This window comes from Paraglaciecola sp., from assembly GCF_030730205.1.
Lineage (GTDB): Bacteria > Pseudomonadota > Gammaproteobacteria > Enterobacterales > Alteromonadaceae > Paraglaciecola.
Window position 1 is genome coordinate 20,580 of record NZ_JANQVQ010000260.1, and the last position, 14,506, is coordinate 35,085.

Annotated in this window: 10 protein-coding genes; 2 read left to right on the forward strand and 8 right to left on the reverse strand. The window is 43.4% G+C overall.

Translation table 11 applies throughout. The features are described 5' to 3' along the window. Nucleotides 1-18: 18 nt before the first annotated feature. The 6 genes from ilvN to NWQ57_RS17185 form a co-directional block, all read right to left on the reverse strand. Nucleotides 19-516, reverse strand: coding sequence for an acetolactate synthase small subunit (gene ilvN, locus NWQ57_RS17160; RefSeq protein ID WP_306023393.1), 498 nt, complete (start codon nt 514-516; stop codon nt 19-21). Further along, nucleotides 516-2,234: an acetolactate synthase 3 large subunit gene (locus tag NWQ57_RS17165; protein ID WP_306023394.1), complete on the reverse strand. Its 1,719-nt coding sequence runs from the start codon at nt 2,232-2,234 to the stop codon at nt 516-518. The genes ilvN and NWQ57_RS17165 overlap by 1 nt, the downstream gene beginning before the upstream one ends. Before the next feature lie 204 nt (nt 2,235-2,438). Beyond that, nucleotides 2,439-2,810: a DUF413 domain-containing protein gene (maoP, locus tag NWQ57_RS17170; RefSeq protein WP_306023395.1), complete on the reverse strand. Its 372-nt coding sequence runs from the start codon at nt 2,808-2,810 to the stop codon at nt 2,439-2,441. A gap of 149 nt (nt 2,811-2,959) precedes the next feature. Then, complete coding sequence (locus NWQ57_RS17175) at nt 2,960-4,354, reverse strand: efflux transporter outer membrane subunit (RefSeq protein WP_306023396.1); 1,395 nt, start codon at nt 4,352-4,354, stop codon at nt 2,960-2,962. Next, the gene (locus NWQ57_RS17180; protein WP_306023397.1) at nt 4,347-7,514 is read right to left on the reverse strand and encodes an efflux RND transporter permease subunit; all 3,168 of its coding nucleotides are present in this window, start codon (nt 7,512-7,514) and stop codon (nt 4,347-4,349) included. Before NWQ57_RS17180 ends, NWQ57_RS17175 begins: the two co-directional genes overlap by 8 nt. An 11-nt stretch (nt 7,515-7,525) precedes the next feature. After that, a complete protein-coding gene (locus NWQ57_RS17185; protein WP_306023398.1) occupies nt 7,526-8,767 on the reverse strand; it encodes an efflux RND transporter periplasmic adaptor subunit in 1,242 nt (413 codons plus the stop codon). A 305-nt stretch (nt 8,768-9,072) separates the two neighbouring features. Between NWQ57_RS17185 and NWQ57_RS17190 the strand changes: the two genes are divergently transcribed. Then, nucleotides 9,073-9,705, forward strand: a complete 633-nt coding sequence (locus tag NWQ57_RS17190; protein ID WP_306023399.1) for a TetR/AcrR family transcriptional regulator — start codon at nt 9,073-9,075, stop codon at nt 9,703-9,705. 38 nt (nt 9,706-9,743) lie between these two features. Here NWQ57_RS17190 and NWQ57_RS17195 read toward each other — a convergent pair whose 3' ends face one another. Beyond that, the gene (locus tag NWQ57_RS17195) at nt 9,744-10,250 is read right to left on the reverse strand and encodes a DUF4442 domain-containing protein (protein ID WP_306023400.1); all 507 of its coding nucleotides are present in this window, start codon (nt 10,248-10,250) and stop codon (nt 9,744-9,746) included. 301 nt (nt 10,251-10,551) lie between these two features. Between NWQ57_RS17195 and NWQ57_RS17200 the strand changes: the two genes are divergently transcribed. After that, complete coding sequence (locus tag NWQ57_RS17200; protein WP_306023402.1) at nt 10,552-12,087, forward strand: tetratricopeptide repeat-containing sulfotransferase family protein; 1,536 nt, start codon at nt 10,552-10,554, stop codon at nt 12,085-12,087. Between the two features lie 65 nt (nt 12,088-12,152). On the opposite strand, the gene NWQ57_RS17205 is transcribed toward NWQ57_RS17200, so the two are convergent. Next, nucleotides 12,153-14,495, reverse strand: coding sequence for a TonB-dependent receptor (locus NWQ57_RS17205; protein WP_306023403.1), 2,343 nt, complete (start codon nt 14,493-14,495; stop codon nt 12,153-12,155). Between the last annotated feature and the right edge of the window lie 11 nt (nt 14,496-14,506).

Consider the following 14,506-nt stretch of genomic DNA (forward strand, 5'->3'; position numbering starts at 1 on the left):
GGTGCTTTAGCTTCCAATTTAAGGACGCAAGGCCTTGTCACCGCGAGCTAAGCCACAAATACCGGTACGGGACGCTTCGATAATTTCAGTGCTTTGACCTAAAGTATGGGCAAAAGCGTCAAGCTTATCACTCGTTCCCGTCACTTGAATGGTGTAATTATTGCTATCTACATCAACGATCTGAGCGCGAAAAATATCCACATTACGATGTATTTCAGAGCGCACAACCTCACTACGAGTTGCCACTTTGATCAACATTAATTCACGTTCAACATGGGTACCATCTGTTAATTCAACCACTTTGAGTACATCGATGAGCTTGTTAACTTGTTTGGTAATTTGCTCAATCACTTTATCGTCGGCCTGTGTGGTAATCGTCAATCGTGACAAACTTTTATCATCGGTTGGCGCGACGCACAAAGAGTCAACGTTATAGCCACGCTGCGAGAATACCCCAACGATACGTGATAAAGCCCCGGGAGCATTCTCCATCAAAACTGATAAAATACGTTTCATTAGGTACGCTCCGTTTTGCTAAGTCTCATATCATCCATTGCACCATATTTAATTTGCATGGGGTAAACGTGTTCGTTTTGATCCACTTCGATATCCATAAATACCAAACGATCTTTCATGGCAAAACAACGTGCCATGGCATCATCTAAGTCAGCCGGATCAGTGACCCGAATTCCGACATGACCATAGGCCTCAGCTAACTTAATAAAGTCAGGCATCGAGTCCATGTAAGAATGAGAATGCCGACCTTTGTAGATCATATCTTGCCATTGTCTAACCATACCGAGTGCACGGTTATTCAAAGAAATAATTTTGATAGGCAAGTTGTATTGCAAACACGTGGCTAATTCTTGAATATTCATTTGAATACTGCCATCACCAGTCACTACCACAGAGGTAGATTCTGGATGCGCCATTTGCACGCCCATAGCAGCAGGTAAACCGAATCCCATGGTGCCCAGACCGCCTGAATTTATCCAGCGACGAGGTTTAGCAAAAGGATAATACAAGGCTGCAAACATTTGGTGTTGACCCACATCAGAGCTGACATAAGCATCGCCATTGGTATGTTTGTACAACGCTTCAATTACTTCTTGCGGTTTGATCAGTTTGTCATCTTTTTTATAGGCCAAACATTCACGGCTGCGCCATTGTTCAATTTGTTCCCACCAATCAGCTAACTTAGCTTTTTGTGCTTTGCTGTCGACTTTACCCATATTTTCAAGTAATTGTTCTGCGACTTTGTCGACACTGCCGACCACGGGAATATGCACCGCTACCGTTTTCGAAATAGAAGCAGGATCAATGTCTACATGAATGATGGTGGCATATGGACAGAATTTTTCGACATTGTTGGTCACACGGTCATCAAAACGTGCACCTAGGGCAAGAATACAATCGGCGTTGTGCATGACCTTGTTCGCTTCTAAGCGTCCGTGCATACCAAGCATACCAACAAATTGCTCGTGAACACTGGAGAAGGCTCCTAGGCCCATCAACGTAGAGGTTACAGGTGCCTGTAGCTTTTCAGCGATTTTAGTCACAAGATCACAGGCTTCAGCAATGATCGTACCGCCACCTACATAGATGACCGGGCGCTTCGCTTCAAGCAAAGTACTCACGGCTTTCTTAATTTGTTTGTTATGCCCTTTAAGCGTTGGGTTATACGAACGCATCGTCACATCAGTAGGAAACACGTAAGGATGTGAATCTTGAACGTTAACAATATCTTTGGGTAAGTCGACTACCACAGGACCGGGACGTCCCGTGCTCGCGATGTAATAGGCCTTAGCAATTGCTTCTGGAATATCCACTGCGCGCTTAACTAAAAAACTGTGTTTCACAATGGGGCGCGAGCATCCCACCATGTCGGTCTCTTGGAACGCATCTTCACCAATATGCATTGAAGGTACTTGCCCCGACAGAATAACCATAGGAATGGAATCCATGTACGCGGTTGCAATGCCCGTCAAAGTGTTTGTTGCGCCTGGGCCTGAAGTAACTAAGACCGTACCAACCTGACCGGTTGAACGTGCATAGCCATCAGCCATATGTGCCGCAGCTTGTTCATGACGGACGAGTACATGTTCGACATCTGTTTGAGCATATAAGGCATCATAGATATCTAATACGGCACCACCTGGGTAACCGAAAACATGTTTAACTCCTATATCTTTTAGCGTCCGCACAACCATGGCGGCGCCTGACATCATTTCCATCAGAAACTCTCCCGAATTTAAAAACTAATAACAATCTAACTCAACGAGGGAAAACTATACTTGAGTGAGGAGGAAGATAAAACAGTAAAAAGGCGAAAAGTGAGATATATATCCCAATATAGCAATATATTAGGATATATATTCTAAAAAGAAGGCAATTCAATCAACAAATAGGATGAAATAACAGGTTTTGCTAAACCAGACTTAGTCATCCATTTCGATTTCTAAATCACTGTCTTCAACTACCGAATCTTCATCATCACCTAAGGAGGTGCGATGAGAACCATAAATACTACCCATCTTGGGACGGTTTATCCGCTTCTGATATTTCACCCATGCTTTTTCAGCCAAGGTTTCAGGCGCTTTTTGACCGTGGATCGCGGCTACAAACCCTTCATCTTCTGTTGTAGAAGGAGCGATTTGACCGTCAGCCAAGGCTGCTATCAGGCAGCCGTATTGGCTTAACGCTTTACTTTCACTGATTGAAAAATCACCAGAACGAGAAAAACCGTATGGATAATTTTTAGCGTCACTGAAAGCACGAGTAAGCAAAGTTTCTCTAGTAAGTTTTGTCATCACAACACCCACAAAATAAAGTTAAAAACACAAGGTTGAAGATCATTGATCTTTGGTTTGCTTTATAATTTAAAACGAGATTCTGTCAACGTTTAATTCAGTTTATTTAGTCATAAAAAAGTATTTTTTTAAAATAACGCACCTAAGACTCACACCTTAGGCGAATCCAGCAATAAACCACCACCGAAAACGCGATAAATTGCCACTAAACTCGCAAAACTTTGCAGTTGAATTTGTGCTTGTTGATCGCGACTGCGCAACCATTCGCGTTCAGCATCCAGCAACTCGTAAAATTCCCCATTGCCTGCTTCATAACGAACCCGTGCAATGATCATCGCTTGCATGCTGGATTTATGTTGCTGATTGGTGAATAACTGCTTTTCGCGGCTCAAATTATACGTATCAACAGAAAGCTGTATTTCGTTCACCGCTTGAAGAACCGCTTGCTCGAAATCAGCCAAGGCCATTTGAGTGCTGGCATTTGCCGCTTTAATTTGCGCCTTAACAGAGCCTATATCAGAGCCAACCCACGACACAGTTGGCGCAAAAGACCAGGCTTTTGAGCCGCTATTGAGGGCTAAATTTGGACTTGATATGAATCCTAAGAAACCTGAAAACGATAAATTAGGATACAAGTCAGCCGTCACAACTCCGATATTGGCGGTTTGTGCAGCCAATGTTCGCTCTGCGCTTGCCACATCAGCTCGATAGCGCAGATAATGCTGACTGCTATCAACAGCAACAGGTTGACTGAGTTCAGGCAAGGCTGTTTGTTCACTTAAGTGTAACTGACCAGGACCATACCCCAATAGAGCAGACAAGGTTGCTTCTGCCTCACGTAGAGCCTGGCGAAACTGAGGCACCGTGCCTTTAACTTCATAATACTGGCTATCAAAACGCGCTAAATCAAAGTTTGAGGCCGTACCAGCCTTTAATCTTACATTGAGGATATTCCGGGTTTGCTGCAAGTTTTCAAGGTTTTGCTGTGCAATCAACAGGCGTTTCTGTGCACTGCGGTATTCACCATAAGACAAGGCGACTTGACTAATAATATCAACTTGCGCGTCGTGCCATAACAGGGCGGCATTGTCTGCTTCTGCAGCAGCAGCTTGAGTGGCGCGCTCAATTTTTCCAAATAAATCCACATCCCAAGATACTTTGCCACCTAAGGCCCAACTTCGGCTGATGGTATTATCATCGAAAGTGGACACCGTAGCATTTTTACTGGTTTGATAAGACGCTTCTGCTCCGACGACCGGTAAACTTTTATTTTGCGCATCGTTAAATAGAGCACGTGCTTTGTACACATTCGCACTCGCCTTGAGCAAACTGCGATTTTGCTCGAGAGCCAATGCCACTAAGCGGTTTAACTCAGTATCGTCAAAGGCTTGCCACCACGTAGTGGCTTGTGCAGCTTGCTGATAGGGCGCGTCTAATTCGATATTTGCCACTTGCTGAGGCGCTATGTACTCAGGACCCACTGTACAACCTAGCAGGGTAACCATCGCTAAACTTACGAGGCTTAATCGATAGGCCTTAAACATGATTACCCTCCTGAGTAGGCGAATTGGTTGTTGAGGAGTGAGACCCTCGCTTGGCCAACACATAATAAAACAATGGGGTTAACACAAGTCCAAACAATGTAACGCCAATCATGCCTGAAAACACCGCAACGCCCATGGCTTGACGCATCTCAGCTCCTGCCCCACTTGAGAAAACCATGGGGACAACCCCCATAATAAAGGCAATAGAAGTCATTAAAATTGGGCGTAAACGTAAACGCCCTGCTTCTAAAATAGCTTGCTTGGCGTGCATACCGTGATCCTGCAGTTCTTTGGCAAACTCCACGATTAATATGGCATTTTTGGTAGCGAGCCCCACCAGTACAATAAGCCCTATTTGCGTAAAAATATTATTGTCGCCACCGTAAATCAGTACGCCACTGAGGGCCGACAACAAGGTCATAGGAATGATCAAAATGATTGCCAGCGGGAGGCTCAAGCTTTCGTATTGGGCGGCGAGCACCATAAATACTAATAAGATAACCAAGGGATAAATAAACATGCCCGCATTACCCGCTAAAATCTGCTGATAGGTTAACTCTGTCCACTCGTAAGTCATGCCATTGGGTAGGGTTTCAGCCAATATTTGTTCAATCGCAGCCTGGGCTTCGCCACTACTAAAACCCGGAGCGGGACCACCATTGAGCTCTGCGGTGGTAAACCCGTTATAATGCATCACTCGATCGGGCCCTGCGCTATCAGTCACGTTGATAAAAGAGCCAAGTGGGATCATTTTCCCCTCAAGGCTACGCACTTTCAACTGGCTGATTTGCTCTGCGCTTTGCCTAAATTGCTCATCGGCTTGCATGTTCACCTGATAGGTACGACCAAACTGATTAAAATCGTTTACATACACGGAGCCCATATAGGCTTGTAATGTCTGAAAAACCTCGTCTAGCGATACTGACTGTTGTTTGGCTTTGGTCCGATCAATATCCAGATCCAACTGCGGAACGTTGACTTGATAGCTTGAAAAAACACCGGCTAATGCAGGGTTTGCCCACGCTTTTTGCATGACTTGCATGGTGACCTGGTAAAGCTCTTCATAACCGTAGTTTGCCCGATCTTGAATTTGCAATCTAAAGCCACCTATGGTGCCCAATCCTTGTACCGGCGGTGGTGGAAAAATAGCAATGAAAGCGCCTTCGATAGCAGCAAATTTTTGATTCAAGGACGCCGCAATCGCAGTGGCTGATAGCGACGGATCTTGTCTAGCGCTAAAGTCATCTAAGGGGGTAAATACTATGCCGCTGTTGGGGCTATTGGTAAATCCATTGATACTCAAACCAGGAAAAGCGACCGAGTGCGCGACACCGGGCTGAGCTAAGGCGATATCAGACATTTGCTTGATAACCGCTTCAGTACGTTCTAATGAAGAAGCATCAGGCAATTGGGCAAAAGCAACAAGGTATTGCTTGTCCTGACCAGGCACATAACCGGTGGGTGTTGTTGCAAATTGCAGCCCTGTTAGGGCCAATAATGCCACATAGACTAAGCCAACAATTGCACCAAACCGAATAATTTTACGCACTAACCAGCCGTAACCATCAGATAAGCGAGTAAAGAAGCGATTAAAGGGAGCGAACACCCAACGACCAAACAGGGTATCCATAATGCGGGTCAATCGATCTTTCTTCTCGTCATGGCCTTTCAATAACAACGCTGACAAAGCAGGACTCAGCGTAAGAGAGTTTAAGGCTGAGATAAACGTAGAGATAGTGATTGTTAAAGCGAATTGTTTATAGAATTGACCGGTTAAACCCGACATAAAAGCCGTAGGTATAAACACAGCAGCCAGCACCAATGTAGTTGCTACGATTGGACCGGTAACTTCTTTCATGGCTTTTTGTGTTGCCGCAACAGGGCTCAAACCATCAGCAATGTTACGTTCAACATTTTCAACCACCACGATGGCATCATCCACAACAATGCCAATGGCCAAAACCAAACCAAAAAGTGATAGTGCGTTCAAGGAAAAACCGAGTAAATGCATAAACGCAAAAGTGCCTACCAATGAAACAGGTACCGCCACTAATGGAATTATCGAAGCGCGCCAGGTTTGTAAAAACAGCACAACAACCAATACCACCAGCAAAATAGCTTCAAATAAGGTTTTAATCACCGCATCAATAGAGCCGCGTACAAATACGGTAGGGTCGTAAACGATGTCATACGCTAAGCCATCAGGAAAAGAGGTGGCAAGTTCAGCCATTTTAGCTCTGACATCGTCAGATATTTGAATGGCGTTTGAGCCAGACGCTTGAAAAACCGGTAAAGCCACGGCGTATTTGTTATCTAACATGGAACGTAAGGCGTATGTTGATGCGCCTAATTCAACACGAGCAACATCTTTTAAACGAGTGACTTCGCCGCGCTCTCCCACTTTAATGATGATATTTTCAAATTCTTCTACACGACTAAGTCGCCCTTTCACATTAATGAGCAATTGAAAATCCGCTTCGCCACTGGGTTGGGCACCTAAACTCCCAGCCGCGGCTTGTTGATTTTGCTCTCGAATTGCGGCAGTAATTTGGCTTGGCGATAGGCCCAATGCTGATACTTTATTGGGATCGAGCCACACACGCATACTGTATTCGCCGGCACCAAATAAACGTACCGCACCTACCCCTTCGATTCGAGCCAATTCGTCTTTGACATTCAGGGCAGCATAATTAGACAGATATAGCCTGTCGTAGCGCTCATCGGGAGAGGTTAAATGCACCACCATAGTTAAATCCGGTGATGACTTTTCTGTGACGACGCCTAAGCGCTGAACTTCTTGTGGTAAACGAGGTTTAGCGCGATCGACCCGACTTTGCACCTGAGATTGTGCGCGGTTGACATCGGTGCCGATGGCAAAGGTAACCGTTAAGGTCATACGCCCATCTGAGGTCGCTTGAGACGACATATACAGCATGTCTTCTACACCATTGATTTCTTGCTCTAAGGGCGAAGCAACTGTTTCAGCAATAACCTTAGGGTTAGCGCCGGGATAATTGGCGGTTACCACCACCGTAGGCGGCACGACTTCTGGATATTCAGTAATCGGTAATTGCCATACAGCAATAGCACCTGCAATAAAAAACAGCAAGGAGAGGACAGCCGCAAAGATTGGCCGCCTTATAAAAAATTGAGATAACATGGGTTTTCCTATTAGCTTCGTGTCACTGAATCATCTGCGTTAGCCGCAAGCTCGGTTTGAGTTTGGTCTAGCAGCAGTTGTGCATTACGAATGTCGTTTAAGATTTCGGGGTTGCTCATCTCAACCAGTTTGGGTTCAATTTGCATATTAGGACGAACTCGTTGCAGGCCATTGACTACAATTTTATCATCTGCAGACAGCCCACCCGTTACGATACGCAATCCATTAAGCTTGTCGCCAAGGGTAACGGGACGGTATTCCAAGGTATTTTCATTCAGCACAAGTACAAACTTGTTGTTTAAATCAGTTCCTATGGCTTTTTCATCAATCAAAATACCGTGGTAAGACTTACTACCAACCAGTTTTAAATGAGCAAACAAACCCGGAATTAATTGGTGGTCTGTATTAGGAAAGCTCGCTCTGACTCGAATAGTGCCCGTTTGTTGATTCACTCGGTTATCGACAAAATCTACTTGGCCAATGTGGCTATAATCTGTTTCGTTAGCGAGTGCCATATAAACGGGATTCGCTTTTTCGTCCCGCGCATCAGCACGCTGTCCGCTATTGGTCAGTTGGGCGTATTTCAAATACGTTTGTTCATCAATGTCAAAATAAGCGTGCATGTGCTCAGTAGACACAATATGCGTTAACTGACTCACTCCTGCAGTGACAAAATTGCCCGCTGTGATATTTGCATAAGAGACCCGACCACTGATTGGTGCGGTGATTTTGCTGTAAGACAAGTCTAGTTCGGCGCGAGTTAACGCCGCTTGTACCGAGGCTACTGTAGCTTGTGCCTGTTGTTGTGCCGCGCGGCGACTGTCTAATAGCTCCGCCGACATGGCTTTTTGAGCTGACAACTGCTGGCCACGAATAAAATTAGACTTGGCCAATTCTGCGGCGGTTGTCGCACTGCTTAATTCCGCTTTTAAACGTGCAACCTCGGCTTTAAAAGCGCGATCATCAATAATAAACAGCAATTGCCCTGCTTTAACTAAGGCCCCTTCGTTAAATACCACAGAATCAATATAGCCCGAGACCCTTGGGATCAGTTCCACGGTCTGTGGAGCCTGCAAGCGCCCAGTAAATTCATCCCACTCAGTAATCCGTTCATTTATCACCTTAGCAACAGTAACCTGAGGAAGACCTTGCCCTTGACTTTGTGCCTGACGTTGGTCTTCGTCACACGCCATTAAGACTACTGACGCAACAGCCCCTAAAGCGAGTGCCTTGAATATTTGTGTAATCCTCATTGTCTTTTTCTCCGCTATCCGCACTTTTATATTTGATTAAAACTTTAGTAGCACAACTTATGTACCATGCGGTACAATATATATCGAAACGCAAAACAGTCAACTTAATTTTGTACTGACTGGTAAATAAATCTATTCCTATGGTAGATGTGAAATAAAGCGGTCAGAAGCGAGTAGAAATCGAATTGAACTTATGACCTATTTGATAGACCAATTATTGTACTAATCAGTATAATAGTCTTACTAGACAAGTACTGAAGCTATATTTACAATGCGTTAACAAAAACAAGTGAGGTAAGCGGAGCATGGCAAGTTCGTGTGCGAATTCGGTAGGAAGACCCAAGGCCTTCGACAGTGAGGTAGCCTTAGAAAAGGCACTAAATGTGTTTTGGCGCAAAGGCTATGACGGTACTTCTTTATCTGATTTAACGGAAGCGATGGGGATTAACAAACCTAGCTTGTATGCGACTTATGGTAATAAGGAACAACTTTTTTTAAAAGCGATAGAGTTTTACGAAAATCGTCCCTGCTCGTTTTTCTTACCTGCCTTAGAAAAACCCACCGCTTACGAAGTGGCCGAATATATGTTACTCAGCGCGGCTGACAGTTTAGCCGATGACAGCCACCCACAAGGGTGTGTTATTGTGCAAGGAGCCTTGTCTTGTAGTGAGGCAGCTGAGTCAATCAAAGAAGCCTTGATTGCAAAACGCCTAGACAGTGAAGCCAAAATTACCGCACGGTTTGTAAAAGCACAGAGAGCCGGTGATCTGCCTTATGATGCAGACCCAGCAGCGCTTTCCCGCTATTTAGGCACCGTGATGCAAGGTATGACTATTCAAGCAACTAACGGCTCTTGTGCGCAACGATTACGTGAGGTTGCCGAGCTAGCCTTGTTAGCGTTTCCCAAGCAAGCTACCGCAGTAAGTAAAGCCAGTTAACTACACATTTCCTTCAACAATAGGGAGTGACATGCCGCTTACTCACTTGGTCTTCTTGCTTTTTTAGGTACCCATGCCCAGATCATTTCACATAGTAAAGGCTCGATGCCTGTTGCATCGGTGACCACTACCTGAACATTGATTTCGCCTTTTTCAGTAGTTTGCATCAATTGAATTTGCTCATCCGTTAAGGTGGCTACCGCAGTCATATCGCCTGTGGCTCTTTTAACATAATTCAAATTCATGCTTTTAATTAGCGGCAATTTATCACCCGGTAAATTGATGCCGACAATAAAACCCGTACACGACTCAGCCAACAAGGCCATAGCTGCAGCATGCACACTGCCTATGTGGTTTTGCGCCTTTCGATAATTTTTTTGTCGATAAGTTGCTGTTTTTCCGTCGGTGTAAATCACTTCGATACCAGTAGTCCCTGCAAGTTTTACTTTATAGCGAAAAACTTTCGTCATCAAAAAAGCGCTTAGCCAGCGCGGGTACTGATTTACTTTATTCACAAACGCGCGCAACGGGTTTCTTATATTCATTAAATTGCCACCTGGTTTGACCAGTGGCAAGTTTGCCTCTTCCTGCCTTACTAAGCAATATTTGTGTTTAAACTCATCTTGTTTTTAATACAATGGTGCCTAGCAAACTTAATCATTTAGACTTCTCCTTTCGGTTGAGCAGCAAAATGGCTACTAATGACCAAATCGTATTCCTATTGAAATTGGCTATTCAGCAGAAAAATTCAAATATTACGGTAAGAGTAATTAACTTTTATATGCTTTCACGAGGCTAATATTGACATCACTAGAATTAAATAAGCTGCACGTAAATGCGCAAAAATTGATAAACCAGGGGCAGTTTAAACAAGCTCACGAGACATGTTTAGCGATTTTAAAGTTGGCGCCGAGACATGCTGACTGTCACTTTTTATTAGGTATAATTGCAGCCAATTTGGGCCAAATGACTAAAGCTATTGGTTTAATCGACCTAGCCACTAAACTGAATAATAACAACGCAGAATACTTTTGTTTTTTGGCAAAGTGCCAGTCATCCGTCAATCGCTCTCAAGAGGCCCATTCTGCGATGACGCGTGCTATACAAATATCTTCTGGTGATGCGTTAGTAAACGATACATTAGGTGTAGTGGCAAGCCGTTTAGGCGACCACAAATTGGCGATAACTTTGTTCAAAAAAGCTATTTCAATCAGACCTGATAATGCAAGCTTTTACTATAATCTTGCGGCATCACAGAAATTTTTGGGGGATTTTCAACAAGCTGAAGCTTCATATGAAAAAGCAATCAGCTTACAAGCGGACTATTTTCAAGCCCATTCAGCGCTCGCAGAACTCATGCAAGTTACAAAGGAAAATAATCATATCGAGCGTTTGCTTGCACTCAAAAAGCGTTGCCAAAATAATGTTAATGCTCAATTGCATATATGCCATGCATTAGCAAAAGAATGGGAGTGTTTAGGGCAGTACATACCAGCACTTGAGACTCTACAGCAATGTAATGCCGCTAAAAAACAACAACTTAAATATTCAATAGATACTGACCAACGTTTATTTTCAACCTTGAAATCGTGTTTTGAATCTTGGCCAAACTTAACTCAATTAACAGGCAGTTCCTCAAAAAAACCGATATTTATAGTTGGAATGCCGCGCTCAGGCACCACATTAGTAGATAGAATTATCTCCAGTCATAGTGATGTAATTTCCGCTGGAGAATTACAAAATTTCGGTGTTGAACTAAAAAAATTAACGTTAACTCGCTCTAGGCAAGTATTGGACGAAGAAACAATTTTGGCTGCTAAAAAGATAGACTTTCAGCAATTAGCACAACGCTATCTCGAGAGTACAAAGCCTTTAAGCGAACAAAGCCCGTATTTTATCGACAAAATGCCACTCAATTTTTTATATATTGGCTTTATTAAAAAAGCATTTCCCCAAGCAAAAATCATCATTATGCGCAGAAATGCTATGGATACTTGTCTGAGCAATTTTCGTACATTATTTGCGGTAAACTTTTCTTACTACAATTATTCGTATGATCTGATGGATACAGCCCGTTACTTTGGCCTTTTTTCTGAGCTTATGGACTACTGGAAATCTTTGTTTAAAGAACAGTTATTGGAAGTGGTCTATGAGGACTTAGTAGAAAAACCAGAGGAGCAAATACGTAGGATCTTAGATTACTGTGAACTATCGTGGCAACCAGCCTGTCTAAATTTTCAAGACAATGAACAAGCCGTGTCTACAGCTAGCTCAGTGCAGGTAAGAAAACCAATGAATACAGATTCAATAGATAGGTGGAAACGCTATGGTAACAAACTAGATGAACTCAGAGACTATCTCGACTCTAAACATCTCCTTTAAAACCACACTAAATCATTCTCCAAAGTAAAAGGGAGAGCTAAGCTCTCCCTGTAAACCACGTTAATTTAGTCTCCGAAATAGTAGGAGAACTGCACGCCTACTGTTCTAGGATGAGTAATGAAACGTCCATAAGAACGAAGATCAAAACCATTTACTTCTCTAATATCTTCGCGTCCAGCACGGGTTGATGTCACAGCATATTTATCAAACAAGTTCTTAGCATATAGCGTCAAATCCCACTGTTCTCCATTCAATGTCATCGATAAGTTATGTAAGGTATAAGCTGGTAACGTTTCACCAAAATCACGCAATCCAACGCGAGTAATCACGTCACCTGTGTAAACCAGACCATAGTTTATCGATAAAGGCATACCATTAAAAATTTCAGTTTCATAGTTAAGTCCTAATGACAATGAATGCTTAGGAGAGCCAGGGAGTCTGTCGCCATCAAAAGCGTCATCACCATCCACAAACTCTGCAGCATCTGCTGCTAATTGCGCGTCTGTGTATGCATATGTTCCCTGTGCTGACCAACCTTCACCTAACAAAGCTCGCATTGACAACTCAACACCTTGCGAACGCGCTTTGCTGCCATTAACCGTGATAGGTAGGCCACCGTTTGCCGTCACATCTGAAATCTGAATATCTTCCCAATCAATATAGAATAATGAGCCATTCAAAATTAGGGTGTTTTTCAACCAAGTACTGTGTATTCCAATTTCATAGTTGGTAGTAAGGTCGGGTAAAATTAGCACCTCATCTGGTAAGGCACACAAGGCTTGACCCTGGCCATTTAGATCTTCTTCAGTACAAGGAGGAACAGAGTTAACACCGCCGATACGATAACCTTCACTAACAGTGAAAAAAATCAGCGCATCTTCGCTCATGTTATAGCCCACATTTAGCTTAAAAAGGCTGCCATTATCATCCGCAGTATTGGTTTGTAAATCTGGTGCTATTTGGTCAGAGGGCGCGCCATATAGTGTATTTAACAAAGGTAAATCAAATCCTTGAGTTACTTCAGTTTCGTACTTATAAAATCTAGCTCCCAAAGTTATATTTAAGTTTTCAGTCACTTCATAACCAAGCTCACCGAAAATTGCAGATTCTTTCTGTGAAACATCACCTAACGAATAGTATTCCAAGTTATCAGGGCGCTCAACTCCATAAAACTCAGGTATTCCTGGGGTAAATTCTTCACTGGTAGCAAAGGAATCAAACTTATTATAAAAAGCACCCACTATCCAAGACAGCGGCCCCTGTGACTTAGAAACTAAACGCACTTCCTGTGTAAAGGTCTCGTCTTCCTGTATTTCACGGGTAAAAGCCGTAAATGATGGGAATGACTCGTAACCATATTCAAAATCCAGTAGTAAGTCAGTCTGATCACGCTGACCTTGTTCGTCGTAATTTGAGTATCCAGTTGCGGATACTAATTCGGCAAATCCAAGGTCGTAAGACATCTCAAGGGCATATAACTCATTTTTAATATGGTTAGGTTCTAACACTCGTAGTGCGGAATCATAAGGACCTGAACCAAACGATTCTTGGTGAACCAATGAACGACCTTCTACCTTTTGATCTTGATAGTAATAAGTCAGGTTAGCTTCGAAGTCATCAGTAGGCGTCCACCTAAGTGAAAGTCGAGCGGTATCGGTTTTCTCACCGTTAGCGTCTTTTATACGTTTTAAGTTGTTATCATAATCAGCATTAGTTGGTTGTGGATTAGATACGCCAATTTCCTTGACTACATATGCGTAATCAATAAAACCTGGATCGTAGTAATGTTGAAAGCTACCTCTGATGGCCAAGGTATCTTTGATAATTGGTGTATTGAATATAATGCCTGATGTTGAGCCCAAACTGTCACTTTCGTTAACGCTGTATAGATCACCATAAATTTTAGCTGAAGAAATATCCATTTCAGCTTTTTTGGGAATGTAGCGAATGGCCCCACCTAAGGTTCCCGCACCGTATAATGTGCCCTGTGGACCAATTAATACTTCAACTCGTTCGATGTCGGTTAACTTAAGGTCCAGATACAACGGGATATCGCCAAAGTAGGTCGCGACTGTTCCACCACCACTGTTCGAACCTGTTGGCCCTAAAGAGTCAGTGTTTAAACCTCGAACGATAATCTGATTACTGGTGCGCCCGCCTTGATCAATAACCGTCAATCCTGGAACCCATTTGGCTATATCGACCAAATCTTCAACTCGGTTGGCCTCTAATTGCTTAGTACTTAAGGCCGTAATGTTGATAGGAATTTCCTGCACATCATTAACTCTTCGTGTACCGGTTACTACCACTTTTTCGATTTCTTGGTCTGCAACCTCACCATGGGCAGAGCCCAATGGCAACAGTGTTGTTGAAACCGCCAAGGCAATCGCCGAATAATTGAAAAGCAATTTATTGTTAA